Below are 23,956 nucleotides of genomic sequence, written 5' to 3' on the forward strand. Positions count from 1 at the left end.
CATACCAGCGCATATCGATAGAATCCGAACATGTCAGAGCGGCCAGTCTCGCCGACCGCGCCCGAGCTTGTGTTCGAAACCGAAGCCGGACCCACGGTGATGAGCCCGAGCCGGGACTACCACGTCGGCCGCGACCCCCTGAGCGACATCGTCATCGACGACGTCCGCGTCTCGTGGCACCACGCGGTCCTGCGACCCGTCGCCGACCACTGGTCTCTGGAGGACGAGGACAGTACGAACGGGACGTACACCGGGGGCAGGCGCATCCACGAGTCGGGGGTGGGACCCGGCACGGTCATCCGGTTCGGTCACCCCGCGGACGGACCGCGCGCCGTGCTGGTCGGGCATGAGCCACCGCCGCCGCCCGAGCCCGTAGCGGAACACTTGGCGGATCGAGTACCGGACCGCATCCCGGACCACGTACTTGATTCGGTGGCAGCGGCGCCCCGCGCCGCCGAACGGCCCTCGTCCGTCTCCATGCCGGGCGCGACCGGCACGTTCCGGCAGCCGACGACCGTGCGGCCGCTGCCCACCCGCACCGTGCGCATCGGCCGCAACGCCGACAACGACCTCGTCGTGGACGACCTGATCGTCTCCCGACGCCACGCGGAGCTGCGGGCCCAGCCCGACGGCACGTACGAGATCGTGGACCTCGGCTCGCACAACGGCACCTACCTCAACGGCGCGCAGGTCTCCCGCGCCCGGGTCTCGCCCGGGGACATCGTGGGCATCGGCCACTCCGCGTTCTGCCTGGTCGGCGACACGCTGCAGGAGTTCGTCGACACCGGCGAGGTCTCGCTCGACGTCCAGGGCCTTGCGGTCACCGTGGACCGGGGCCGCAAGACGCTGCTGGATCACGTCTCGTTCCCGGTCGGCGAGAAGTGCCTGCTCGCCGTCGTGGGCCCGAGCGGCGCGGGCAAGTCCACACTGCTCAACGCGCTGACCGGGCTGCGCCCCGCCGACCAGGGCACGGTCCTCTACGACGGCCGCGACCTGTACCGCGACTACGCCGAGCTGCGCCAGCGCATCGGGCTCGTACCGCAGGACGACATCCTGCACTCCCAGCTGACCGTGCACCGGGCCCTCGGTTACGCGGCCGAACTCCGCTTCCCGCAGGACACCGAACGGTCCGAGCGGCGCGACCGCGTCGACGAGGTAGTCCGTGAACTGGGCCTCGAACAGCGGGCGGCGCAGCCCATCCACAGCCTCTCCGGCGGTCAGCGCAAGCGCGTGAGCGTCGCCCTCGAACTGCTCACGAAGCCGTCGCTGCTCTTCCTCGACGAGCCGACGTCCGGGCTGGACCCGGGCATGGACCGCTCGGTGATGAACATGCTGCGCGGCCTCGCCGACGACGGGCGGACCGTCATCGTCGTCACCCACAGCGTCCTCAGCCTGGAGGTGTGCGACCGGCTGCTGGTCCTCGCCCCCGGAGGGAAGATCGCGTTCTACGGGCCGCCGGGGGACGCGCTCGGGTTCTTCGGTTTCGAGGAGTGGCCGGAGGCGTTCGAGGCTTTCGAGAACGACCGCGACCGCGGCTGGGCGGAGGAGTACAGCACGTCCCTGTTCCACCGTCAGTACATCGTGAACTCAACGGCGCAGCCCCGGCTGCCGGACGCTCCGTCGGCGGAGGTGACCCCGCCGCCGAGGACGCGGAGCTGGGGCGCGCAGCTGCGGACGCTCGTACGCCGGTACGCGGCCGCGCTGAGCGCCGACCGGACCTTCCTCGCCATCATGATCGCGCTGCCGTTCGTCATGGGTGCGATGGTGCGTGCGCTGGCCGGCAGCCGCCTCACCCAGGAGTCTGCGATGAACGCGCTGCTCCTCCTGTGCGTGGGCGGTGTGCTCACGGGCGCCGCCAACGCCGTGCGCGAGCTGGTGAAGGAGCGGGTGATCTACCAGCGGGAACGTGCCGTCGGGCTGTCCAGATCCGCGTATCTGATGTCCAAGGTCGTCGTCCTCGGCACGATCACGGTGCTGCAGGCCATCGTGCTGACGCTCGTCGGGCTCGTCGGTGTCGACCTCAACGCGCCAGGCGGCAAGGGGGTGTTGATGCCTCCGCTGGTGGAGATCACGCTGACCGTGGCGCTCCTGTCGTTCACGGCGATGATGCTCGGGCTGCTCGTGTCCGCCCTGGTGCGCAAGGAGGAGGTCACCATGCCGCTCCTGGTGCTCATCGCGATCATCCAGGTCGTGTTCTGCGGTGCGCTGCTCAAGCTGCACGGGGTGCCCGGCATCGAGCAGTTGTCGTGGCTGGTCCCGTCGCGCTGGGCGATGGGCGCGATGGCGGGCACGGTCGGTCTGTCCCGGATCGTGCCGGGAAAGCTGACCAGCGACCCCCTGTTCGAGCACTCCACCGGGGTGTGGCTGCTCAACATGGGGATGCTGGTCGTGCTCTCGGTCGTCTTCGGAATCGCCGTCGCACGGCTGCTGCGCCGGCACGAGCCCGCGATCATGCGGAAGTAGCGGACAGACAGCGGAGAGGCGCCCATGGCGACACCGGAGTTCCGCCCCACCCATGTCGTGCCCCCGGACGGGATGCCCGCCTGGGAGGAGCCGGATGTCTCCCGGCCCACACAGCCGCTCGACCCGCTGCTCCCGGTCGAACTGGTCGACCGGCGCGCGGACTGGGGCCGGATCGTGTGTGCCAACGGCTGGTCGGCGTGGGTCGACGCGCGCCTGCTCGTCGCCGTGCCGCGCGACCCGCCGGAGGCCGGGAAGCCCATGACCCGCACGGCGGATCCGCGGCCGCTGATGGCGCGCGTCGAGGAGGCGGCGGGCCAGTACCGACGCGCCGCACAGGAACTGGCCGAGGAACGCATCGACGGGGAGACATTCCAGCGCCGGACGCAGGGGCTGCGGGTCGGAATGGTCGTCGACGGCGAGGCGGTGTGGCTGTACGACGCCGAGCACGAGCGCTGGGTGTACTGCGACGGTACGCAGTTGAGCACGTACGCGGCGGGGGCGGGACCGGGGCGGCCGAGCGGGGCGACACCGGCGCCCGCGCGGGCCGCGGACCCGGAACCCACGCGCGTCGTGGACCAGGCAGAGGTCGCCGGCTCGGGGCCGCCCGAGGACGTCGCCGGCACCGGCCCGGACGGCAGCACGACCGACTCCGGCCCGCACGAGAAGGCCGCCGAAGCACCCCCGGCCCCGAGCCGGACCCCCACCCGCACCACGCCCCCGAACGCCGCCGAACCGACCCGGATCGTGGACCCGGAAGAGAGGAACGGCCACGACCCCGCCGAACGCGAGCGCAGTGCCCGCGCGCCGGGTGAGCTGTGATGGCGGACGATCCGCAGCTGCCCGTCGGCCGGCCGTCCGATCTGCTCGGGCGGCAGATCGCCGGATACCGCGTGGAGAGCGAGATCGGCCGGGGCGGCATGGCGGTCGTCTATCGGGCCTTGGATCTACGCCTCGACCGCACGGTCGCGCTCAAGCTGCTCGCCCCCGAACTCGCCCGTAACGACACCTTCCGCCAACGGTTCACGCACGAGTCGCGCGTCGCCGCCGCGATCGACCATCCGCACATCGTGCCGGTCTTCGAGGCCGGCGAGACCGAGGGCATCCTCTATATCGCCATGCGCTTCGTGGCGGGCCAGGACCTGCGCGCGCTCATCGACCGCGAGGGGCCGCTGCCCGTGGGGACGGCGGTACGGATCGCCTCGCAGGTCGCGTCCGCGCTCGACGCCGCCCATGACCACGACCTGGTGCACCGGGACGTGAAGCCCGGCAACATCCTGGTCGCGGCGGGAACGGACAGCGACCACCCCGAGCACGTCTACCTCACCGACTTCGGCCTGACGAAGAAGTCGCTCTCGCTGACCGGGTTCACGTCCGTGGGCCAGTTCGTCGGCACGCTCGACTATGTGGCGCCCGAGCAGATCTCCGGCCGCCCGGTCGACGGCAGGTGCGACGTCTACAGCCTCGCCTGCGTCGTCCAGGAGACCCTGACCGGTCTGCCGCCGTTCCAGCGCGACGACGACATGGCGCTGCTGTGGGCCCACCAGTTCGACCCGCCCCCGCCCCTGACCGGGCTGCGCCCCGGACTCCCCGCGGCGATGGACGACGTACTGGCCAAGGCGCTGGCCAAGAGCCCGGACGACCGCTACGACTCGTGCCTCCAGTTCGTGGCGGCCCTGCGCGCGGCGGCGCGCGGCGGCGTCCGGGACAACCACCCTCCGACGCAGGTGGACCGCCGCGTCAGCGCGTGGTCCCCCACGGCCGAACCCCCGCCCGCCCCGCCGCGGTGGGCGTTGCCGGTCTTCACGGGCCTCGTGCGCTAGCCGCTCGGCTCAACTCCGGTCCGGCTGCGCCGTCTCCACCTCCCCGCGCCGGTGGAGCCGGGACGCGAGGAGGCCGCCGAGGAACCCGGTGACCAGACCCCACAGAACCGCGAGGCCGAGCGCGGTCCACAGGTTCGGGCGCAGCGCCACCTCGCCGCCGAGCCCGCCGCCGATGTCGCCGATGCCGAGAAGCGACAGGCCGTAGTGCGCGGAGATGCGGGCGAGGAGGCAGATGGCGAGCACGGTCAGGACGAGGGCCACCGCCATGTGGAGGGCGTGCTGCCAGGCCCGCATCCGGGCGGGTGACCGCAGCGCCATGGCGAACGCGGCCGCCAGCGTCAGGATCGCGGCCACCGCGACCGACCACCAGATCCGGCCGTCCTGTTCGGCGAGCGTGCTGACGTCGACGGTGGAGATGTCGGGCGTACGGAGTACGACGTCGAGGATGTGCGGCACGGGCAGGCCGAACGGGCCGTCGACCTTGCCGTCCCAGGACGCGCCGAGGCCGATGGTGTAGGCGAACCAGACGAGGTTGGGCAGACCGAGGAGGATGACGGCGAACGTCTCGGCCGCGTGGCCACGGGTCGCGGCGACCACCAGCCCGATGACGACGCCCAGGGCCACGTAAACGAGCAGCAGCGCGACCATCGCGTACGCGGCAGGGCGCACCGACTCCTGGAAGCGGACGAGGCGGGCGGGGAGCGGGGCGCCGCGCGACACGAGGACGGCGAGGATCATGACGCCCCCGAGCCACAGCAGGCCGAAGAGCAGGGTGAGCGCCATGTTCGTCCGGAATCCGACCGTGGGTGCGCCGTCCAGGGCGCCCTCGATGATGCCGCCGGTCGGGTCCGTGACGGGGATGGCGAAGTCCTGCCTGGCCAGGAGCGAGAGGACGATGAGCGCCACCACCCATGGCACGGCCACCCGCCCGGCCCAGCCGAGGAGTTCGCCACTGCTCGCGATGGCCCGGCGGCGCAGGGGCCGCAGGAAGCCCGCGGCGATCACCAGCGCTCCGGCGAGGGTCACGGAGAGGGGCAGGACCGAGATGTCGGCGTGCGTCTGGGCGAGTTCTCCGGCGTTTCCGGCCAGGTCGACGGAGCCGCCGGCCGCCATCACCACGACGGCGGCGACCACTCGCGGAAAGGCGCTGCCGGGAAGGCCGGTCGCGCCCGCCGCCCACAGGCCGAGGGCGGCCGTGACCACCATGGCCACGAGCCCGGCGACCACGGCCACGAGGGCCGCGGCCCAGCCGTGTTTCGCGCTGCGCCTGGTGCCGGACCGGCCGTCGGATGCCTGTTCACTCACGGGGCCACGCTAGGCAGGCGTCCGGCGGTCCGCCCCTCGGGAGGGCCGACCGCGTCGCCTCGCGGACCGTACGGGTTCGGCTTGCGAGCCGTACGAGTACGGAGCACACAATGTGGAGGTGACAGGACAAAGGGGACCGGGCCGCCGGACCGAGAGGCGGGCCCTCCCCCAGCCCGCCCCATGCCTCCTACGGTGAGAAGAAGCGCCAGTGAGTGACCGACCGACGGAGCCCGGCCGCCCCACCGGCCCCCCATCCGGCCCGCTCTCGGGCCCGACCCAGCCCGCGGCGCCCGTACCCCCGCCGCCCGAGCACCCCTCGGAACCGCCGTCCGGCGAAGGCACGGGCGCCGGCTCCGGCGCCGGTTCTGGCTCTGGCTCTGGCTCTGGCAGCACGGGCGGCGGCCCCGGCGGCCCGCCGCCCCCGGGCGACACCCCGCCGCCGCACGGCCCGCACCCCGGCCGTCCCTGGTGGCGGTTCACGCCCAAGAAGCTCGCGGGGCTCGGCGCCCTGATCGTCGCCGCTGTGGTCCTCACCGTCGTCCTCACCAGCTCAGGCGGCGACGGTGGCAGCGGCGGAACCGCGTCCGGTGACGAACTCTTCCTCCAGAGCGCCGACTCGTCCGGCCCCGACCCGTACACCGAGTCGAGCACCCACAAGGGCGCCACCGCGACGACGCCCACCGCGCTGCCGAGCGCGTCCGGGGAGAGCTCTTCGGAGAAGGCGAACGTGGTCCGGGGCGTCGAGGGCTCCGCTGCCGGCCTGTACGGCGGCACCCGCAACGTCTCCAGCTGCGACGTGGAGAAGCAGATCCGCGCGCTGGGCGCGGAGCCGGACAGGAACAAGGCGTTCGCCTCGGTACTCAGCATCGATCCGTCGAGTGTCCCCGCGTATCTGCGGTCGCTGACGCCGGTTCAGCTCCGCCTCGACACCCGGGTCACGAATCACGGCTTCCGCAGCGGCGCTCCGACGAAGTTCCAGTCCGTGCTCCAGTCCGGCACGGCCGTGCTCGTGAACGACCGCGGCGAGCCGCGCGTGCGGTGCTCGTGCGGGAATCCGCTGCTCGCGCCGGTGCCTCTGCGGGGCTCGGTGAAGCGTCAGGGCAAGGCCTGGTCCGGGTACAAGTCGTCGGACGTGGTGGTCGTTTCGCCGGCGCCGCAGCCGGTGAACGGTTTCGTGATGTACGACCCGGAGACCAAGGGCTGGTTCACCCGAACCGCGGGCAGCACGGGCGGCAGCGACCAGAAGACGACGGCGCACACCCCACCCGGAGTCTCCTCCTCGGGCACCTCGACCTCCTCGACAACCCCGTCGTCCGAGACCTCTCGGTCCTCCGAGTCGTCCCAGCCATCCGAGTCTTCGCAGCCACCGTCGTCCGAGGCCCCCGGAGCGTCGTCGGCCCCGCCGTCGAGCGCGGATTCCGCCGCCCCCGAGTCACCCGCCTCACAACCGGCGAGCCAGGGCCCACCTGGACAGACGGGCTAACGCGCGCGCCACTCCGGCGCGAGCGCCGACCACACCTCAAGATCCTGCTTGACGCCCTTGTGCGAGCCCGCCTCGCGCAGCACCCCGTCGCGCCGCATGCCGAGCCGCCGCGCCACGTTCAGGCTGGGCTCGTTCGCGGAGGAGGCGACCCACTCCACGCGGTGGATGCCGCGTTCGAGGACCGCCCAGTCGATGAGGACGCGCGCGCCGCGCGTGACGAGGCCACGTCCGGCGGCGGCGGGCTCGAGCCAGCAGCCGATCTCGCAGTTGCCGCCCTCCGCGTCGAAGATCCGGAAGAGCAGGCCGCCGACGAGCGTCCCGTCCAGCCAGAGCCCGTGCAGGCTCCCGCTGTCGGCGGCGCGCTTGTCGGCATAGGACTTGAGCAGGTCCCGGGCGGAGTCGACGTCCTTGACGTTCGAGCCGAACCCGATGTGCTGCCCTATGAACTCGCGCCCGCGCTCCAGATGGGCGAGGAACTGCTCGGCGTGCCACGTCTCAAGTGGCCGCAGCTCCGCGCCGTCGTCACCCAGGGAGATCGTGTACATCGCGTTTGCGCTCCTCGGCTTCGGCCTTCACCAGTACGTCCAGCAGCGCGCCGTCCTCGGTCGGGCGCTGTCCAGGCATACTCGCATGCGCCTCGCCGCACTCGGGCGGCTCGATGCTGATGCGGGGCAGCCGGCGGTCGAGCCACTGCGGCAGCCACCAGTTGGCGCCGCCGAGCATGTGCATGAGGGCGGGCACGAGGAGCGTGCGCAGGACGAACGCGTCGAGGGCGACGGCGGCGGCCAGTGCGATGCCGAACATCGCGATGACGCGGTCGCCGCTGAGGACGAAGGCCAGGAAGACCGAAATCATGATCACGGCCGCGGAGTTGATGACACGGCTGGTCTCGGCGAGCCCGACGCGGACGGCCCGCCGGTTGTCGCGGGTCTCCAGCCACTCCTCGTACATGCGGCTGACCAGGAACACCTGGTAGTCCATGGAGAGTCCGAACAGGACCGACACCATGATCACGGGGAGGAAGGGCTCGATCGGGCCCGCTCTGCCGAGGCCGAGCATCTCGCTGCCCCAGCCCCACTGGAAGATGGCGACGACGACGCCGAAGGCGGAGGCGACGGCCGCGACGTTCATCGCGGCGGCCTTGAGAGGGATGCCGATGGAACGGAAGGCCAGGAGCAGCAGGACGCAGCCGAGTCCGATGACGACGCCCACGAACAGCGGCAGTTTGCCGACGATGACGTCGGCGAAGTCGTCGTAGCTGGCGGTGACTCCGCCGAGCTGCACATCGAGGGACGTGCCCTTCTCGGCCGCGGGGATGACGTCACTGCGCAGTCGGTCGACGAGCTCGCTGGTCCTCTGGGACTGCGGTGCGGACTTCGGCACGACGGTCAGGAAGGCGGCGGTGCCGCTGCCGTTGTACGTCGCCGGGGTCACCGAGGAGACGCCCTCGGCCGAGTCGATCAGGGACTCCAGACGGCTCAGGGCGACCTGGTCGCCGGCGCCGTCTATGGGTGTGACAAGGGTCAGCGGCCCGTTCACGCCCGGCCCGAATCCGTCGGCCAGGAGGTCGTAGGCCTGCCTGGTCGTGGACGACGACGCGTTGTTGCCCTGGTCGGACGTGCCCAGGTGCAGGAAGAACGTAGGCACCGAGAGCACCGCGATCACGCCGAGTGCGAGGCCGCCGAGGAGCCGGGGGTGGCGCTCCACGAAGGCGGCCCAGCGGGCGGCGAACCCGGCCGGCCGCTCCGGCTCGGGCCCGTGTTCGGCGAGTCTGCGCCGCTGGCGCCTGCTGAGCGCGCGCATGCCGATGAACGACAGGAGCGCGGGCAGGAGCGTGACGGACGCGGCGACGGTGAGGAGCACGGTCAGGGACGCGGCGATCGCGACGCCGTTGAGGAAGCTGAGGCGCAGGATCAGCATGCCGAGGAGCGCGATGCAGACGGTGGCGCCGGCGAAGACGACCGCTCGCCCGGTGGTGGCGACGGCCCGCTCCGCGGCCTCGTTCACGGGCAGGCCCTGTTTCAGGCCGCGCCGGTGCCGGGTCACGATGAACAGGGCGTAGTCGATGCCGACGCCGAGGCCGACGAGCATGCCGAGCATCGGGGCGAAGTCGGCGACGGTCATCACATGGCCGAGGAGCACGATGCCGGAGGCGGCGGTGCCCACGCTGACCAGGGCCGTGGCGATGGGCAGGGCGCTGGCCGCGAGGGAGCCGAAGGCAAGCAGGAGGACGACGGCGGCGACCACGACGCCGACGATCTCGGCGGCATGTCCCTGGGCGGACTCGGTCAGGGCGACGGCGCTGCCGCCGAGTTCGACCCGCAGTCCGTCGGGGGCGTTCTTCTCGGCGGCCTTGGCCGTGTCGACGAGGCGCTGGGCGTCCGCCTTGGCGATGTCGCCGGACTGCCGGTCGAAGGTGACCATGGCGTAGGCGGTGCGTCCGTCGGCGCTTATCTGACTCGTGCCCTGCTGCTCGTACGGGCCGGTGACAGCGGCGATGCCGGGCAGGCGCTCGATCCTGTCGAGCGTGCGGGTCATGCGCTCTTTCACGTCGGCGGCGCGGACCATGCTGCCGTCCGTGTGCCAGACGACGGTGTCGCTGTCGCCGCCGAGGCCGGGGAAACCGTCGTCGAGGAGCTGGGTGGCGCGCCCCGACTCGGTGCCCGGTGCCTCGTAGTCGTTCGAGTACGAGGAGCCCGCGACGGCCGCCGCGGCGCTCGTGGCGCCGAGGGCGAGGAGCCACAGCAGGACGACTACGAGGCGGTGCCGTGCACACCATCGTGCGAGAGCTGCCACGGACGGGCTCCCAGGGTTTGTGGATCTTCACCGGGAACGGCCCGCAAAGAACACATGAGCAATGGCAAGCCACTCTTACAGCAAGAAGTGATCTTTTGTCGCTTTCGTGGCCTTACTCACAAGGGCGCGCTGCCGTTCAGCCCAGGAACTGAAGTCCCGCCCAGAGCGCGACCGTTGAGACGACCAGGGTCGCCGGGACCGTGAGCACGCCCAGCCGTGTGAAGTCACCGAGCCTGGGATGCACGTCGTGGGCGTGGACGATGCGGCGCCACAGGAGCGTGGCGAGCGAGCCCACATACGTGAGGTTGGGGCCGAGATTGACACCGATGAGGACGGCGAGGACCGGTCCCGGACCCGCGGGCCCCGCCACGGGGAGCAGCGCGAGAACGGCCGGAAGGTTGTTGATCAGGTTGGCGAGCAGGGCCGCGACGCCGGCGACGGCGAGCAGTGCGAGCAGCGACGAGCCCTCGGGCAGCAGCCGGTCGATGCCGTCCCCCAGCCCGTTGTCGACGACCGCCTTGACCACGATCCCGAGCGCGAGGACGAAGAGGCAGAAGTACGGGTGCGCCGACTTCACCAGCGCGAGCGGGGTCGTGCGCCGCTGCCCGAGCGCCCGCGCCGCGAGGACGGCCGTGCCGACGACCGCCGCCCACAGCGGGTCGATCCCGGCGAACGAGGTGACGACGAAACCCACGAGCGTCAGGGCGAGGACGGTGAGGGTGAACACCGGGACGCCCGGCGGCTCCTCCGCGTCCGGCTCATGGGCGGGCGCCGCCAGATCGTCGGCGAAGTACCGACGGAACACCGCGTACTCGACGGCGATCGCGCCCAGCCACGGCAGGGCCATGAGCCCTGCGAACCGGGCGAAGGTGAGTCCGCTCGCGGTGAAGGCGAGCAGGTTGGTGAGGTTCGAGACCGGAAGGAGCAGCGAGGCGGAGTTGGCGAGGTGGGCGCTCGCGTAGACGTGCGGGCGCGGCCTCGCGCCGATCCGGCGGGCCGTGGCGAGGACGACCGGTGTGAGCAGCACGACGGTGGCGTCGAGGCTCAGTACAGCCGTGATCACGGCGGCCGCGGCGAAGACCCCGCCGAGCATGCGGCGTGGACTGCCCTTGCAGGCCCGCGCGATCGCGTCGCCCGCGGCCTTGAAAAGGCCCTCGTCGGCGCACAGCTGTGCCAGGACCAGGACGGCGGCGAGGAATCCGACGACCGGCAGCAGCTCCCGTGTCTCGGCCCACGCGTGCGCGGGCGACACGGCGCCGACCGCCACGACGATCGCCGCCGCGGGCACGGCGACGACGGCCTCCGGCAGCTGCCGGGGACGCACCACGGCGAAGCCGAGGATGAGCAGGAGGAGGGTGACGGAGAGGAGTTCGGCGGGGACGGTGCTCAACGTGCGGCTCCAAGTATTCGTACCCCCCATGGCAAACGCCGGCCGGGCATCTCAGCCCGGCCGGCGTTTGAGGTCAGAGGGACGCGGGGGCGGACCCCCGCAAGAACCGCCTCAGCCCTCGGAGACGCCCAGCTTCTCCAGGATCAGTTCCTTGACGCGCGCCGCGTCGGCCTGACCCCGGGTCGCCTTCATGACGGCACCCACGAGCGCGCCGACGGCGGCGACCTTGCCACCACGGATCTTGTCGGCGATCCCGGCGTTGCCCGCGATGGCCTCGTCGACGGCCGCGCCGAGCGCACCCTCGTCCGAGACGACCTTCAGGCCGCGCTTCTCGACGACCGTGTCCGGGTCGCCCTCGCCCGCGAGGACACCCTCGATGACCTGGCGCGCCAGCTTGTCATTGAGGTCACCGGCGGAGACGAGCGCCGCCACCCGGGCCACCTGGGCCGGGGTGATGGGCAGCTCGTCGAGCGCCGTGCCCGACTCGTTGGCGTTACGGGCGAGTTCACCCATCCACCACTTGCGGGCCGAGACGGAGTCGGCGCCGGCCTCGATCGTGGCGACGATCGGGTCGACCGCGCCCGCGTTGAGGATCGACTGCATGTCGTGCTCGGAGACGCCCCACTCCTCGCGCAGCCGGTTGCGGCGCACGCGAGGCATCTCGGGCAGCTCCGAGCGCAGCTCCTCCACCCAGGCGCGGGCGGGCGCCACCGGCACCAGGTCCGGCTCGGGGAAGTAGCGGTAGTCCTCGGCGTTGTCCTTGATGCGGCCCGACGTGGTGGAGCCGTCCTCCTCGTGGAAGTGACGGGTCTCCTGCACGATCGTGCCGCCGGACGACAGGACAGCGGCGTGCCGCTGGATCTCGTAACGGGCGGCGCGCTCGACGGAACGCAGCGAGTTGACGTTCTTCGTCTCCGAGCGGGTGCCGAAGGTCGCCTCGGGGCTGGTGCGCAGCGACAGGTTCACGTCGCAGCGCATCTGGCCCTTGTCCATCCGGGCCTCGGAGACGTCGAGCGCCTTGATGACCTCGCGCAGCTCGGCGACGTACGCCTTCGCCACCTCCGGCGCCCGCTCCCCGGCGCCCTCGATCGGCTTGGTGACGATCTCGATGAGGGGGATGCCGGCGCGGTTGTAGTCGAGCAGGGAGTGCGAGGCGCCGTGGATACGGCCCGTCGCGCCACCGACGTGCAGCGACTTGCCGGTGTCCTCCTCCATGTGGGCGCGCTCGATCTCCACGCGGAAGATCTCGCCGTCCTCCAGCTGTACGTCGAGGTAGCCGTTGAAGGCGATGGGCTCGTCGTACTGGGAGGTCTGGAAGTTCTTCGGCATGTCCGGATAGAAGTAGTTCTTCCGGGCGAAGCGGCACCAGTCGGCGATCTCGCAGTTGAGCGCGAGGCCGATCTTGATGGCCGACTCGACGCCGATCGCGTTGACGACCGGGAGCGAGCCGGGCAGGCCGAGACAGGTGGGGCAGGTCTGCGAGTTGGGCTCGGCGCCCAGCTCGGTGGAGCACCCGCAGAACATCTTCGTCTTCGTACCCAGCTCGACATGGACCTCGAGGCCCATGACGGGGTCGTACGTCGCGAGTGCCGCGTCGTACGGCATCAGTTCAGTGACGGTCACGGTGAGACTTTCCCTCTCAGCCCAGCAGGACGTCGTCGTCGCCCAGGCGCTTCAGCTCCCGGTAGAGGATCGCCAGGCCGGTAACGATGGCGGCGGCGGACACCGCGGCGTCGATCAGCCGCAGGGTGTCGTGGTCGTTACGAGCCATCTTTGCCTGCTTCGCGACACTGATCGCGCCGAAAGCAGTGCTCGCAATCGACACGTATGCGCCGGTCTTGGACTTCTTGAAGTTCTTGGCCTTCTTTGCCATGGCACTCACAGCGACGGAGCCTCCTCGAGAAGCGGGTGGCCCCACTTTTCCACGAAGGCGGCCTCGACGGCGGCGCCGACCTTGTACAGCCGGTCGTCCTTCATGGCGGGGGCGATGATCTGCAGCCCGACCGGAAGGCCGTCCTCCGGCGCGAGGCCGCAGGGCAGCGACATGGCTGCGTTGCCCGCCATGTTGGTCGGGATCGTGCACACGTCGGCCAGGTACATCGCCATCGGGTCGTCGGCGCGCTCGCCGATCGGGAAGGCGGTGGTCGGCGTCGTCGGCGAGACGATCACGTCGACCTGCTCGAAGGCCCGCTCGAACTCCTGAGTGATCAGGGTGCGGACCTTCTGGGCGCTGCCGTAATACGCGTCGTAGTAGCCGGAGCTGAGCGCGTACGTGCCGAGGATGACGCGGCGCTTGACCTCGTCGCCGAAGCCGGCCTCACGGGTGAGGGCAGTGACGTCCTCGGCCGACTTCGTGCCGTCGTCGCCGACCCGCAGGCCGTAGCGCATGGCGTCGAAGCGGGCCAGGTTGGACGAGCACTCGGACGGCGCGATCAGGTAGTACGCCGACAGGGCCAGGTCGAAGGTCGGGCAGTCCAGCTCGACGATCTCGGCGCCGAGCGACGTGAGCAGCTCGACCGACTCGTTGAAGCGCTGGACGACGCCGGCCTGGTAGCCCTCGCCGGAGAACTGCTTGACGACGCCGACGCGCATGCCCCGGACCGAGCCGTTGCGAGCGGCCTCGACGACCGGCGGGACCGGCGCGTCGATGGACGTCGAGTCGAGCGGGTCGTGGCCGGCGATGACCTCGTGCAGGAGCGCCGCGTCCAGGACCGTACGGGCGCAGGGGCCGCCCTGGTCGAGGGAGCTGGAGAACGCCACCATGCCGTAGCGCGAGACGCCGCCGTAGGTCGGCTTGACGCCGACGGTGCCGGTGACGGCCGCGGGCTGGCGGATCGAACCGCCGGTGTCCGTGCCGATGGCGAGCGGGGCCTCGTAGGCGGCGAGGGCCGCGGAGGAGCCGCCGCCGGAGCCGCCGGGGATGCGGGTGAGGTCCCACGGGTTGCCGGTCGGGCCGTACGCGCTGTTCTCGGTGGAGGACCCCATGGCGAACTCGTCCATGTTGGTCTTGCCGAGGATGACGACGTCGGCCTCCTTGAGCTTGCGCGTCAGGGTGGCGTCGTACGGCGGGATCCAGCCTTCGAGGATCTTCGAACCGACCGTGGTCGGGATGCCCTCGGTGGTGAAGATGTCCTTCAGCGCGAGCGGTACGCCGGCCAGCGGGCCGAGCTTCTCGCCCGCGGCGCGCTTGGCGTCGACGGCGCGGGCCTGCGCGAGAGCGCCCTCACGGTCGACGTGCAGGAAGGCGTGCACCTTCTCGTCGACGGCCTCGATCCGGGCCAGGTGGGCCTCGGTGACCTCGACGGCCGTGAGCTCGCCGGCGGCGATCTTCGAGGCGATCTCGGCGGCGGTGAGCTTGATGATGTTGCTGTCCGTCATGGTGATTAGTCCTCCCCCAGGATCTGCGGCACCTTGAAACGCTGCTGCTCCTGGGCCGGGGCGCCGGAGAGCGCCTGCTCGGGGGTGAGCGACGGACGAACCTCGTCCGCCCGCATGACGTTCGTCAGCGGGAGCGGGTGGGAGGTCGGCGGTACGTCTTGGTCGGCGACCTCCGAGACGCGGGCGACCGCGCCGATGATGTCGTCGAGCTGTCCGGCGAAGTGGTCGAGCTCTTCGTCCTTCAGCTCCAGACGCGCCAGCCGTGCGAGGTGTGCGACCTCCTCGCGCGTGATGCCAGGCATGCAGCGATCCTCTGGGGTGAGTGAGTGTGGTGTGGGCCGGGGCCAGTCGTCCCATTCCCGTCGTCCGCCCGGAGGGCGGGTCGTGCGTCGTCTGGTGCGTGCGATCGCAAGGCGCCGGAGCGTCCTCGTGGCGGAGCCACGTGGACCCTTCGGCAACGCGGCGAGCGTGCGTGCCGGGCGTCGCACGACAGACGGGAATGGGACGACTGGCCCCAATCCTATGGGGCGCGGTGCTGTGCCTGTTAAACGGTTTCCCGTTCGGAGGTCCGCGACGGCCCCTGTCACCCCTGTACGGCTCAGTTGACCGTCTGTCCCGATGACTGGTCCTCGGCCTCGGCGGCGAGGACGGAGGGCCGCTGCCATCCGCGGGAGCCGCGCGCCCGCAGCCACGCCGTCGTCTCGTCCGGCGGCATCGCGGCGGCGACGAGCCAGCCCTGGACGGCGTCGCACCCGAGGTCGCGCAGGCGCTCCCAGGTCTCGTCGTCCTCGACGCCCTCGGCGACGACGAGCAGTCCGAGCGAGTGCGCCAGGTCGACGGTGCAGCGGACGATCTCCGCGTCCTCGTTGTCCACGGCGAGGCGGGCCACGAACGAGCGGTCGATCTTCAGCTCGCTGACCGGGAGGCGACGCAGGTGGACGAGGGAGGAGTAGCCGGTGCCGAAGTCGTCGAGGGACATCTTCACGCCGTGCCCGGTGAGCCCGGCGAGGGTGTCGGCGGCGCGCTGGGGGTCCTCCAGCAACACGTGCTCGGTTATCTCCAGCTGCAGGGCGCCCGGGGGGACGCCGTGCCGGGCGAGCCGCGCGGCGACCGCGCCGGCGAATCCCGGGGTGTGCACGTCCCTCGGCGACACGTTCACCGCGACCGGCACGCGCAGGCCCTGCGCCCGCCACCGGGCGACCTGCGCGAGCGCCGTCTCCAGGACGTACTCGGTCAGATGGGGCATGAGTCCGGACGACTCGGCGATGGCGATGAACTCGTCCGGCGGGACCTTGCCCCGCTCGGGGTGCACCCAGCGCACCAGCGCCTCGAGGCCGGCGACCTGTCCGTCGAAGCGGACCTTCGGCTGGTAGTGCACCTCCACGTCGCCGGCGTCGAGCGCGCGGCGCAGATCGCCGAGCAGGCCGAGGCGGTCGGGGGTGTTGGAATCCCGCTTCGACTCGTAGACCTCGACGCCCGTACGGTCACGCTTCGCCTGGTACATGGCGACGTCGGCGCGGCGCAGCAGCCCTTCGGCGTCGAGTGCGTGGTCGGGGAAGACGGCGAGTCCGGCGCTGGCCTCCAGGACCAGCGTGAGCCCGTCCAGGTCGAGCGGGGAGCCGAGGGCGGCGACCAGGGTGCGCGCCACTCGGGTGGCGGATGTCGTGGAGTCGACCACGGGCAGGAGTACGGCGAACTCGTCGCCGCCGAGGCGTGCGGCCTCCGCCCCTCGGGGCAGGGCCATCCGGAGCCGGTCGGCTATCTGGAGCAGGAGCCGGTCCCCCGCGAGGTGACCGAGGGTGTCGTTGACCGACCGGAAGCGGTCCAGGTCGATGAGCAGGAGGGCGCTGCGCGCGCCGATCCGCTCGGCGTCGTCGAGCGCGGTCCACGTCCGCTCCAGCAGCCACTGACGGTTGGGCAGCCCGGTGAGCGGGTCGCGCAGCTGCTCCTCGGCGCGGGCCCGGGCGATCCACAGCGTCGAGTCGAGCGCGATGAGCGGGACGGCGAACAGCGGCAGCAGCACGGGCAGCGCGATGGCGACCACGCAGATCAGCGGGGCGATGCCGAGCAGCGCGACGCCGACGAGACCCTGCCGGAGAAGGGCGGTGCGGGCGACGGTGGGCAGCCCGGAGGCACGCGGCGCGTGGACGTACCAGAGCAGGCTGCGGGTGACCGCGAGGTAGGCGGTCGCGACGAGCGCCACCTCGGGGGCGTTGAGAACCGTCCAGGTCTCCGGCTTCCAGGGGGACTCCACAGACGGTACCTGACCGAACACGGCGAGCACGAGGGCGCCCGCGCCGATGCCGATGATGTCGACCGCGCCGTGCAGGATGCCCTGGCGCCAGCGGTGCCGGCGGGCGATGCCGACGAGGACGACGACGGTGAGGCTGACCATGCCGGCGGGCACCCAGCCGTAGAGCAGCAGGACCGCGAGCGTTAAGGCCGCGCCCGAGCCGGTGCCGCCCCACCAGCGGTCGCGGCCCAGCGCGACGAGGTGGCCGACGATGATGCCGGTCAGTACGGCGAGGGACCAGCCGGCGGCGCCGGACGGGAAGAGCGCGTGGCTGCCGGTGAAAGCGCGGTAGAAGCCGGTGCCGAGCACGGCGGCGGCGAGGGCGACGATCGCGAGGGGCAGCATGGGCAGCGCGCCGAGCCAGGAGCGCTCCCGGCCGTCCCCTTCCTCACCGAAGGCTCCGCCGAACGCCCCGCCGAGGGTCCCGTACCCGCGGTTCGGCCAGCCGCCCGCGAAGCCCGCGTCGGCGCCCGTCCACCCGGAACCACCGTCAGCGGCGGCCCCGGTCCAGCCGGTCCCGCCGCTCACCGCCGCTCCGGAGCCGGTCCCGCCGATGGCACCGATGCCAGCCCCGCCGTTCGAACCCGGGGCGGGCCAACCGGACACCGCTGCACCGGATCCGAGGACGCCGTAGGCGCCGATCCCGGCTCCGCCGTTCGAACCGGACGCGGGCCAGCCGGGTGCAAGCGCCCCGGATCCGGCCGATGCGCCGGCGGATCCACTTCGTCCGCTCTCGCCCCGGGCACCGGAGCCCACGCGACGGCGCGTACGCCCCGCGCCGCGGTCCCCGAGGGCCGCGCGCCACCCACCGCGCCTGGGGCGCCCGTCGCCCTGGTCCGTCTCGCCGGTGTCGTTGTCCGTCTCACCGGACTGGTCCGTCTCGTCCGGTCGCGGCACGCTGCGCGCCGCCGGGCTGGCGGTGCCTCGCCACACGCGCCAGCGCGTGCGCAGCCGTGAGTCCGGAGCGGCGCTCTCGGTCGGTTCCATTCCCGTCCCTCTCACAGCCGGCGGTGCCCACGCCACGCGATCCGATGCGGACGACTTCCGTCAGCGGTACCGCGTCCTCGTTCTCTGCCCCGTGCCCGTCGTGGGCACGGGATGCCCCATCCGCAGCCGGGCACGGCAGGCGCACCCCTCAACAGTAGGCCGCAGAAGGCTTCCAGGGGCACCGGTCGACCACGGTTGCCCGAATGCGCCCCAGCCACCCGTATGCATCTGGTATGCGCTGAACGGGTGGCCTTCAACCGCTACTCCTCGGTCGGAAGCGCAGCACCCGCCGCCGCCTCCGGCCCCTGTTCGAGCAGGACAGCGAACCCGTCCTCGTTCAGAACCGGAACCTTCAGCTGCATCGCCTTGTCGTACTTGGAGCCCGGGTTGTCCCCCACTACGACGAAGGAGGTCTTCTTGGAAACGGAGCCCGTCACCTTGGCCCCTCTACTCTGCAGGGCCTCTTTCGCGCCATCTCGGGTGTGGTGCTCGAGTGTGCCGGTGACGACGACCGTGAGGCCTTCGAGCGGGCGGGGGCCCTGGTCCTCGCCGGCGCCCTCCTCCTCCATCCGGACCCCGGCGGCCCGCCACTTGCGCAGGATCTCGCGGTGCCAGTCCTCCGCGAACCACTGCTTGAGCGAGGCGGCGATGATCGGCCCGACGCCGTCGGTGGCGGCGAGCTCCTCCTCGGTGGCCTGCTCGATGCGGTCGATGGAGCGGAACTCGCGGGCCAGCGCCTCGGCGGCGACGGGGCCCACATGGCGCACCGACAGGCCGGTGATGATGCGGGCGAGGGGCCGCTCCTTGGCCGCCGCGATGTTCTCCAGCATGGACAGGGCGTTCTTGCGGGGCTCGCCCTGCTGGTTGGCGAAGACCGTGGCGATCTTCTCCTCGCCGGTCTTCGGGTCCCGCTTCGGCAGTCCGCTGTCCTGGTCGAGGACGTACGCCCTGATCGGCAGCAGCTGCTCGATGGTGAGGTCGAACAGGTCGCCCTCGTCGGAGAGCGCCGGCTCGGACGGCTCCAGGGGCTTGGTGAGGGCGGCGGCCGCCACGTAACCGAAGTTCTCGATGTCGAGGGACTTGCGGCCCGCGAGGTAGAAGAGGCGCTCGCGCAACTGGGCCGGGCAGGAACGGGCGTTCGGGCAGCGGAGGTCGATGTCGCCCTCCTTCATGGCCCGCAGAGGCGTGCCGCACTCAGGGCACTCGGCGGGCATCACGAACTCCCGCTCGCTGCCGTCGCGCAGGTCGGCGACCGGGCCGAGGATCTCGGGGATGACGTCGCCCGCCTTCCGCAGGACGACGGTGTCGCCGATGAGGACGCCCTTCTTCTTGACGACGTCCTGGTTGTGCAGGGTCGCGAACTCGACCTCCGAGCCGGCCACGGTGACCGGTTCGACCTGCGCGTACGGCGTGACGCGGCCGGTGCGGCCCACACCCACGCGGATGTTGACCAGCTTGGTGTTGACCTCCTCCGGCGGGTACTTCCAGGCGATGGCCCAGCGCGGCGCGCGCGAGGTGGAGCCGAGGCGCCCCTGGAGGGGGATCTCGTCGAGCTTGACGACGGCGCCGTCGATCTCGTGCTCGACGATGGAGTGGCGGTTCTCCCCGTAGTGGGCGATGAACTCCCGTACGTCCTCGATGCTGTCGACCACCCTGTTGTGCCGGGCGGTGGGCAGGCCCCATTCGTGCAGCAGCTCGTAGGCCTGGGAGAGGCGGTCGATGTCGAAGCCCTCGCGGGCGCCGATGCCGTGCACGACCATGTGGAGCGGGCGCGTCGCGGTGACGCGGGGGTCCTTCTGGCGGAGCGAACCCGCCGCCGCGTTGCGCGGGTTGGCGAAGGGCTTGTCCCCGGCCTCGACCAGGCGCGCGTTGAGCTCCTCGAACCCCTCCATGGGGAAGAAGACTTCGCCGCGGATCTCCACGAGCGCCGGGACGCGGTCGCCCTTGAGGCGGTGGGGGATCTCGGCGATCGTGCGCACGTTGGGCGTGATGTCCTCGCCGGTGCGGCCGTCGCCGCGGGTGGCGGCTCGGGTGAGCTTGCCGTCCTCGTACGTGAGGTTGACCGCGAGGCCGTCGATCTTGAGTTCGCACAGGAAGTGGTAGTCGGACGTGCCGACGTCCCGAGCGATGCGGTCCGCCCAGGCGGCCAACTCGGCGTCGTCGAAGGCGTTGTCGAGGGAGAGCATGCGTTCGCGGTGCTCGACGGCCGTGAACGACGTGGACACCGGCGCGTACGAGCCCGCGACCTTCTGGGTCGGCGAGTCGGGGGTGCGCAGCTCGGGGTACTGCTCCTCCAGCGCCTCCAGGGAGCGCAGGAGTTTGTCGAACTCGCCGTCGCTGACGACCGGCTGGTCCTTCACGTAGTACCTGAAGCGGTGCTCCTCGATCTGCTCGGCGAGCTGCGCGTGCTGCTCCCGTGCCGTCGTGGGCACCTCTGCGGGCTGTGCGTGCTGCTGATCGCCGGCCACCGTCTCGTCCTCCCGTTTGTTCCTGTGCGGATCCCGAGCCGTCACTCTGGGTTGTCCGCGAGTGATCTCGCCGCCCGGACGCAGTGGGCGAGCGCGGCGCGCGCGTACGCGGGAGAGGCCCCCGCGAGACCGCACGACGGTGTGACCGTGACCGACTCCGCGAGGGAGCCGGGATTCAGCCCCAGCCTGCGCCACAGCGTCCTGACTCCCATGACGCTACCGGCAGGGTCTGACAATGGGCTGTCCGTGCCCGGCACGACACCGGCGAAGAGCCGCGTACCGGCCTCGACGGCCTCACCGATCGCGTCGTCGTCACGTTCGGTGAGCAGCGAGAAGTCGAAGGAGATCGCGTCGGCGCCCGCACGCCGCAGCAGGGCGAACGGGACGTCGGGGGCGCAGGAGTGCACGACGACGGGTCCGTCGTGGACCGAGACGACCTCGCGGAGCGTGCTCTCCACGAGCTGGCGGTCGACGGCGCGGTGGGTGCGGTATCCGCTGGCGGTCCTGACCTGGCCGCGCAGTACGGCGATGAGGGACGGCTCGTCGAGCTGGAGGACGATCTCCGCCCCGGGGACGCGGCGGCGCACGTCGTCGAGGTGGAGGCGCAGGCCCTCGGCGAGCGAGCCGGCGAGGTCCCGGCAGGCGCCCTCGTCGGACAGGGCGACCTCGCCGTTACGCAGTTCCAGGGCGCCGGCGAGCGTCCAGGGGCCGACCGCCTGCACCTTCAACGGCCCCTGGTAGCCCTGCGTGAACTCCTCGAGGGCGTCCAGGTCCTCGCCCATCCAGGACCGGGCCCGCCGGGTGTCGCGGCCCGGCCGGTCCCCGAGCCGCCAGCCGCTGGGCTCCACGCGCGCGTACAGCTCGACGAGCAGTCCGGCGGTCCGGCCGATCATGTCGGCGCCGGGTCCGCGCGCCGGCAGTTCCGCCAGATACGGGAACTCCTCGACACTGCCGGTGACCGTCTTGGCCGCCTCGCGCGCGTCGCCACCGGGCATCGATCCGACACCGGTGGCCGGCCCCGGCCTGAACTTGCTGTTTTCGCTCACCCGCGAAGCGTACGTAACAGGGCCGGGGCCGGCTCAGGCGCAGGTGGACCAAGGCCCGGAAGGCGCTAGCGGCCCGGGCGCACCGTGAGGTCGTTGACCTCGGCGTCGCGCGGCAGGTCGAGCGCCATGACGATCGTCGTGGCGACCGACTCGGGGTCGATCCAGCGGGCGGCGTCGTACGGCTTGCCCTCCTGCTGATGCACCTTGACCTGCATCGCGCTGGCCGTGCGGCCCGGGTAGACCGACGTGACCCGCACGCCGTTGCCGTGCTCCTCCTGGCGCAGGGAGTCGGCGAGCGCCTTCAGGCCGTGCTTGGAGGCGGCGTACGCGGACCAGTCGGCGTGCGCGCTGAGGCCCGCGCCCGAGTTGACGAAGATCACGTGGCCGTGGGCGACGCGGAGCTGGGGCAGGAAATGGCGGGTCAGTTCGGCGGGGGCGACCAGGTTCACGTTCAGCTGGTGGCGCCACGACTTGGGGGTGAGCTCGCCGACCGGGCCGAGGTCGACGACACCCGCGATGTGCAGCAGCGAGTCCACCCGGTCCGGCAGCGACTGGTGCGAGAACGCCCAGGAGAGCTTGTCCGGGTCGGCGAGGTCGCCGACGAGGGTGGCCGCGCCGGGGAACTGGGCCGCGAGTTCCTTCGCGCGGGCCGCGTCGCGCGCGTGGAGGACGAGTTGGTCCCCGCGTGCGTGCAGACGGCGCGCCACGGCCGCGCCGATTCCTGATCCGGCCCCGGTGATCACATGTGTTGCCATACGGGCCATGCTCGCATTAGAGCGTGCCGAGTGATTCCTCCAGGTAGGCCAGCGCGCCGACGGGCTCCTCGGCGAAGAAGACGAGTTCGGTGAGCGGCAGCGGCAGGAACCCCTCGTCGTCCATGCGGCGGAACTGCTGCTTGAGGCCGTCGTAGAAGCCCGCCGAGTTCAGCAGGACGACCGGCTTGTTGTGCTTGCCGTGCTTCTTCAGCTCCAGGATCTCGGTGGCCTCGTCGAGCGTGCCCGCGCCGCCCACCATGATCACGACGGCGTCGGCCTTCTCCAGGAGCAGCGCCTTGCGTTCGGCGAGGTCGCGGGCGATGACCATCTCGTCGGCGTTCGCCCGCGCCAGGTCGGCGAGGAAGTCCACGGAGACGCCCACGAGGCGCCCTCCGGCCTCCTGCACACCGTCCGCGACGACCTTCATGAGACCGCTCTCCGAACCTCCCCACACGAGCGTGTGACCGCCCTTGCCGAGCAGTTCGGCGAACTCACGGGCGGGTCGGGTGTAGCGGTCGGCGAGGTCGGCGGCGGAGAGGAAGACGCAGATGTTCATGTCTCCTACCGTACGGGGGAAGAACGGCGGCCTCGCCGGTGCTGTCCCAGGTATGGCTGATGGACACACGATCACGATCGAGCAGGGCACCGGTTCCGTACGCGTGGTCCACGGCGGGGTGGTGCTCGCGCAGAGCGCCCGCCCGCTGCTGCTGCGCGAGACGGGCTGTCCCGTGCGTTACTACATCCCGCCGGCGGACGTCCGCACGGACCTGCTGACCCCGTCCGACACACAGACGTACTGCCCCTTCAAGGGAACGGCGTCCTACTGGTCCCTGCCGGACGCCCCCGACCTGGTGTGGGCATACCCCGACCCGAAGCCGGACGTGGCGGAGATCAAGGACCACCTGTGCTTCTACGAGGTGGAAACCGTCTGACCGCGTGATGAGTTCCGCCGGACGAGGGAGTCCTCACAGACATGGACAAGAAGACGAACTCTCCCGACGGCACGGCCATCGCGTACGAGCGCACCGGCGCGGGCCCGGCGGTCATCCTGGTGAGCGGCGCCCTGTCGGCGGGCTCGTCGATGGAGCCGCTGGCGGCCCGGCTGAGCGGCGGACTCGGCGCCGTCCCGTACGACCGCAGGGGCCGTGGCGCGAGCGGTGACACGGCCCCGTACGCCGTCGCCCGCGAGGTGGAGGACATCGCCGCGCTCATCGACGCGGTGGGCGGCAGCGCGGCGCTCTACGGCATGTCGTCGGGCGCGGCGCTGGCCCTGGAGGCGGCGGCGAGTGGGCTGCCGGTGACCCGGGTCGCCGTGTACGAACCCCCGTTCGCGGTCGACGAAGGGGGCGGCAAGGAGCGCGCGGAGTACACGCGGCAGCTGTCCGGGCTCCTCGCCGAGGGCCGCAACGGGGACGCGGTGGAGCTGTTCATGTCGCTCACCGGCGCGCCCGCCGAGATGATCGCGGGCGCCCGGCGCTCGCCCTGGTGGCCGGACATGGAGGCGGTCGCGCCGACCCTGGCCTATGACAATGCCGCGATGGGTGACGGTCTGGTGCCGCGGGAGCGGCTGGCCTCGATCACCGTGCCGGTGCTCGCCGTCGCGGGCGGCGCGAGCCCCTCGTGGATGCGCGAGGCGGCGCGGACGGTGGCAGGGGCGGTGCCCGACGGGACGTACCGCACGCTCGACGGCCAGACCCACGCGGTGGATCCGGACGCGCTCGGTCCGCTGCTCACCGACTTCTTCTCGGCGTAGGCCCGCGCGCCCCGTAAGC

Annotated in this window: 19 protein-coding genes; 6 read left to right on the forward strand and 13 right to left on the reverse strand. The window is 71.7% G+C overall.

What is annotated here, in order from left to right; translation table 11 throughout:
- The first annotated feature begins 30 nt into the window (after positions 1-30).
- From OG574_RS17385 to OG574_RS17395, 3 genes are read left to right on the forward strand one after another with little or no spacing between them, the layout of a single operon-like run.
- A complete protein-coding gene (locus OG574_RS17385; RefSeq protein ID WP_326773981.1) occupies positions 31-2,463 on the forward strand; it encodes an FHA domain-containing protein in 2,433 nt (810 codons plus the stop codon).
- A gap of 24 nt (positions 2,464-2,487) precedes the next feature.
- On the forward strand, positions 2,488-3,282 hold the full coding sequence (locus OG574_RS17390) for a hypothetical protein (protein ID WP_326773982.1): 795 nt from the start codon (positions 2,488-2,490) through the stop codon (positions 3,280-3,282).
- Entirely contained in the window at positions 3,282-4,283 is a 1,002-nt protein-coding gene (locus tag OG574_RS17395; RefSeq protein ID WP_326773983.1) for a serine/threonine-protein kinase, read from the forward strand. The genes OG574_RS17390 and OG574_RS17395 overlap by 1 nt, the downstream gene beginning before the upstream one ends.
- Before the next feature lie 9 nt (positions 4,284-4,292).
- Here OG574_RS17395 and OG574_RS17400 read toward each other — a convergent pair whose 3' ends face one another.
- The gene (locus tag OG574_RS17400; RefSeq protein ID WP_326773984.1) at positions 4,293-5,588 is read right to left on the reverse strand and encodes a streptophobe family protein; all 1,296 of its coding nucleotides are present in this window, start codon (positions 5,586-5,588) and stop codon (positions 4,293-4,295) included.
- A gap of 208 nt (positions 5,589-5,796) precedes the next feature.
- On the opposite strand from OG574_RS17400, the gene OG574_RS17405 reads away from it, so the two are divergent.
- Complete coding sequence (locus OG574_RS17405) at positions 5,797-7,071, forward strand: DUF6777 domain-containing protein (protein ID WP_326773985.1); 1,275 nt, start codon at positions 5,797-5,799, stop codon at positions 7,069-7,071.
- Here the strand turns inward: OG574_RS17405 and OG574_RS17410 are convergent.
- The 12 genes from OG574_RS17410 to OG574_RS17465 form a co-directional block, all read right to left on the reverse strand.
- Positions 7,068-7,616 carry a GNAT family N-acetyltransferase gene (locus tag OG574_RS17410; protein WP_100598267.1) on the reverse strand — a complete coding sequence of 183 codons (549 nt, stop codon included), beginning with the start codon at positions 7,614-7,616 and terminating at the stop codon, positions 7,068-7,070. The two genes, OG574_RS17405 and OG574_RS17410, sit on opposite strands and share 4 nt — an antisense overlap.
- On the reverse strand, positions 7,594-9,867 hold the full coding sequence (locus OG574_RS17415; RefSeq protein WP_326773986.1) for an MMPL family transporter: 2,274 nt from the start codon (positions 9,865-9,867) through the stop codon (positions 7,594-7,596). Before OG574_RS17415 ends, OG574_RS17410 begins: the two co-directional genes overlap by 23 nt.
- Positions 9,868-10,003: 136 nt before the next feature.
- Entirely contained in the window at positions 10,004-11,257 is a 1,254-nt protein-coding gene (locus OG574_RS17420) for an SLC13 family permease (protein ID WP_326773987.1), read from the reverse strand.
- Between the two features lie 111 nt (positions 11,258-11,368).
- The gene (gatB, locus tag OG574_RS17425; protein WP_326773988.1) at positions 11,369-12,880 is read right to left on the reverse strand and encodes an Asp-tRNA(Asn)/Glu-tRNA(Gln) amidotransferase subunit GatB; all 1,512 of its coding nucleotides are present in this window, start codon (positions 12,878-12,880) and stop codon (positions 11,369-11,371) included.
- Between the two features lie 16 nt (positions 12,881-12,896).
- A complete protein-coding gene (locus OG574_RS17430; RefSeq protein WP_326778522.1) occupies positions 12,897-13,130 on the reverse strand; it encodes a hypothetical protein in 234 nt (77 codons plus the stop codon).
- Between the two features lie 5 nt (positions 13,131-13,135).
- Positions 13,136-14,641, reverse strand: a complete 1,506-nt coding sequence (gene gatA, locus OG574_RS17435) for an Asp-tRNA(Asn)/Glu-tRNA(Gln) amidotransferase subunit GatA (RefSeq protein WP_199842072.1) — start codon at positions 14,639-14,641, stop codon at positions 13,136-13,138.
- The gene (gene gatC, locus OG574_RS17440; protein ID WP_016642027.1) at positions 14,641-14,937 is read right to left on the reverse strand and encodes an Asp-tRNA(Asn)/Glu-tRNA(Gln) amidotransferase subunit GatC; all 297 of its coding nucleotides are present in this window, start codon (positions 14,935-14,937) and stop codon (positions 14,641-14,643) included. The genes gatA and gatC overlap by 1 nt, the downstream gene beginning before the upstream one ends.
- A gap of 296 nt (positions 14,938-15,233) precedes the next feature.
- The gene (locus tag OG574_RS17445) at positions 15,234-17,492 is read right to left on the reverse strand and encodes a putative bifunctional diguanylate cyclase/phosphodiesterase (RefSeq protein ID WP_442816928.1); all 2,259 of its coding nucleotides are present in this window, start codon (positions 17,490-17,492) and stop codon (positions 15,234-15,236) included.
- 683 nt (positions 17,493-18,175) lie between these two features.
- The gene (gene ligA, locus OG574_RS17450; protein WP_326773989.1) at positions 18,176-20,383 is read right to left on the reverse strand and encodes an NAD-dependent DNA ligase LigA; all 2,208 of its coding nucleotides are present in this window, start codon (positions 20,381-20,383) and stop codon (positions 18,176-18,178) included.
- Between the two features lie 41 nt (positions 20,384-20,424).
- Positions 20,425-21,378 (reverse strand): methionine synthase, encoded by a 954-nt coding sequence (locus OG574_RS17455; RefSeq protein ID WP_398375280.1) that lies wholly within the window; start codon positions 21,376-21,378, stop codon positions 20,425-20,427.
- Between the two features lie 116 nt (positions 21,379-21,494).
- The gene (locus tag OG574_RS17460) at positions 21,495-22,193 is read right to left on the reverse strand and encodes an SDR family oxidoreductase (RefSeq protein WP_326773991.1); all 699 of its coding nucleotides are present in this window, start codon (positions 22,191-22,193) and stop codon (positions 21,495-21,497) included.
- Between the two features lie 7 nt (positions 22,194-22,200).
- The gene (locus OG574_RS17465) at positions 22,201-22,740 is read right to left on the reverse strand and encodes a TIGR00730 family Rossman fold protein (protein ID WP_100598278.1); all 540 of its coding nucleotides are present in this window, start codon (positions 22,738-22,740) and stop codon (positions 22,201-22,203) included.
- A 52-nt stretch (positions 22,741-22,792) separates the two neighbouring features.
- Between OG574_RS17465 and OG574_RS17470 the strand changes: the two genes are divergently transcribed.
- Together OG574_RS17470 and OG574_RS17475 are read left to right on the forward strand one after the other, a co-directional pair.
- Positions 22,793-23,116, forward strand: a complete 324-nt coding sequence (locus tag OG574_RS17470; protein WP_100598279.1) for a DUF427 domain-containing protein — start codon at positions 22,793-22,795, stop codon at positions 23,114-23,116.
- A 41-nt stretch (positions 23,117-23,157) separates the two neighbouring features.
- Positions 23,158-23,937, forward strand: a complete 780-nt coding sequence (locus tag OG574_RS17475) for an alpha/beta fold hydrolase (RefSeq protein WP_326773992.1) — start codon at positions 23,158-23,160, stop codon at positions 23,935-23,937.
- Positions 23,938-23,956: the final 19 nt, after the last annotated feature.

The organism is Streptomyces sp. NBC_01445, assembly GCF_035918235.1.
Lineage (GTDB): Bacteria > Actinomycetota > Actinomycetes > Streptomycetales > Streptomycetaceae > Streptomyces.

What these genes read in the sequence shown, in the direction of transcription:
- OG574_RS17385 (WP_326773981.1), top strand. Translation starts at nt 31, where the DNA reads ATGTCAGAGCGGCCAGTCTCGCCGACCGCGCCCGAGCTTGTGTTCGAA.
- OG574_RS17390 (WP_326773982.1), top strand. Translation starts at nt 2,488, where the DNA reads ATGGCGACACCGGAGTTCCGCCCCACCCATGTCGTGCCCCCGGACGGG.
- OG574_RS17395 (WP_326773983.1), top strand. Translation starts at nt 3,282, where the DNA reads ATGGCGGACGATCCGCAGCTGCCCGTCGGCCGGCCGTCCGATCTGCTC.
- OG574_RS17410 (WP_100598267.1), bottom strand. Translation starts at nt 7,616, where the DNA reads ATGTACACGATCTCCCTGGGTGACGACGGCGCGGAGCTGCGGCCACTT.
- OG574_RS17430 (WP_326778522.1), bottom strand. Translation starts at nt 13,130, where the DNA reads ATGGCAAAGAAGGCCAAGAACTTCAAGAAGTCCAAGACCGGCGCATAC.
- gatC (WP_016642027.1), bottom strand. Translation starts at nt 14,937, where the DNA reads ATGCCTGGCATCACGCGCGAGGAGGTCGCACACCTCGCACGGCTGGCG.
- OG574_RS17455 (WP_398375280.1), bottom strand. Translation starts at nt 21,378, where the DNA reads ATGCCCGGTGGCGACGCGCGCGAGGCGGCCAAGACGGTCACCGGCAGT.
- OG574_RS17460 (WP_326773991.1), bottom strand. Translation starts at nt 22,193, where the DNA reads ATGGCCCGTATGGCAACACATGTGATCACCGGGGCCGGATCAGGAATC.
- OG574_RS17465 (WP_100598278.1), bottom strand. Translation starts at nt 22,740, where the DNA reads ATGAACATCTGCGTCTTCCTCTCCGCCGCCGACCTCGCCGACCGCTAC.
- OG574_RS17470 (WP_100598279.1), top strand. Translation starts at nt 22,793, where the DNA reads ATGGCTGATGGACACACGATCACGATCGAGCAGGGCACCGGTTCCGTA.
- OG574_RS17475 (WP_326773992.1), top strand. Translation starts at nt 23,158, where the DNA reads ATGGACAAGAAGACGAACTCTCCCGACGGCACGGCCATCGCGTACGAG.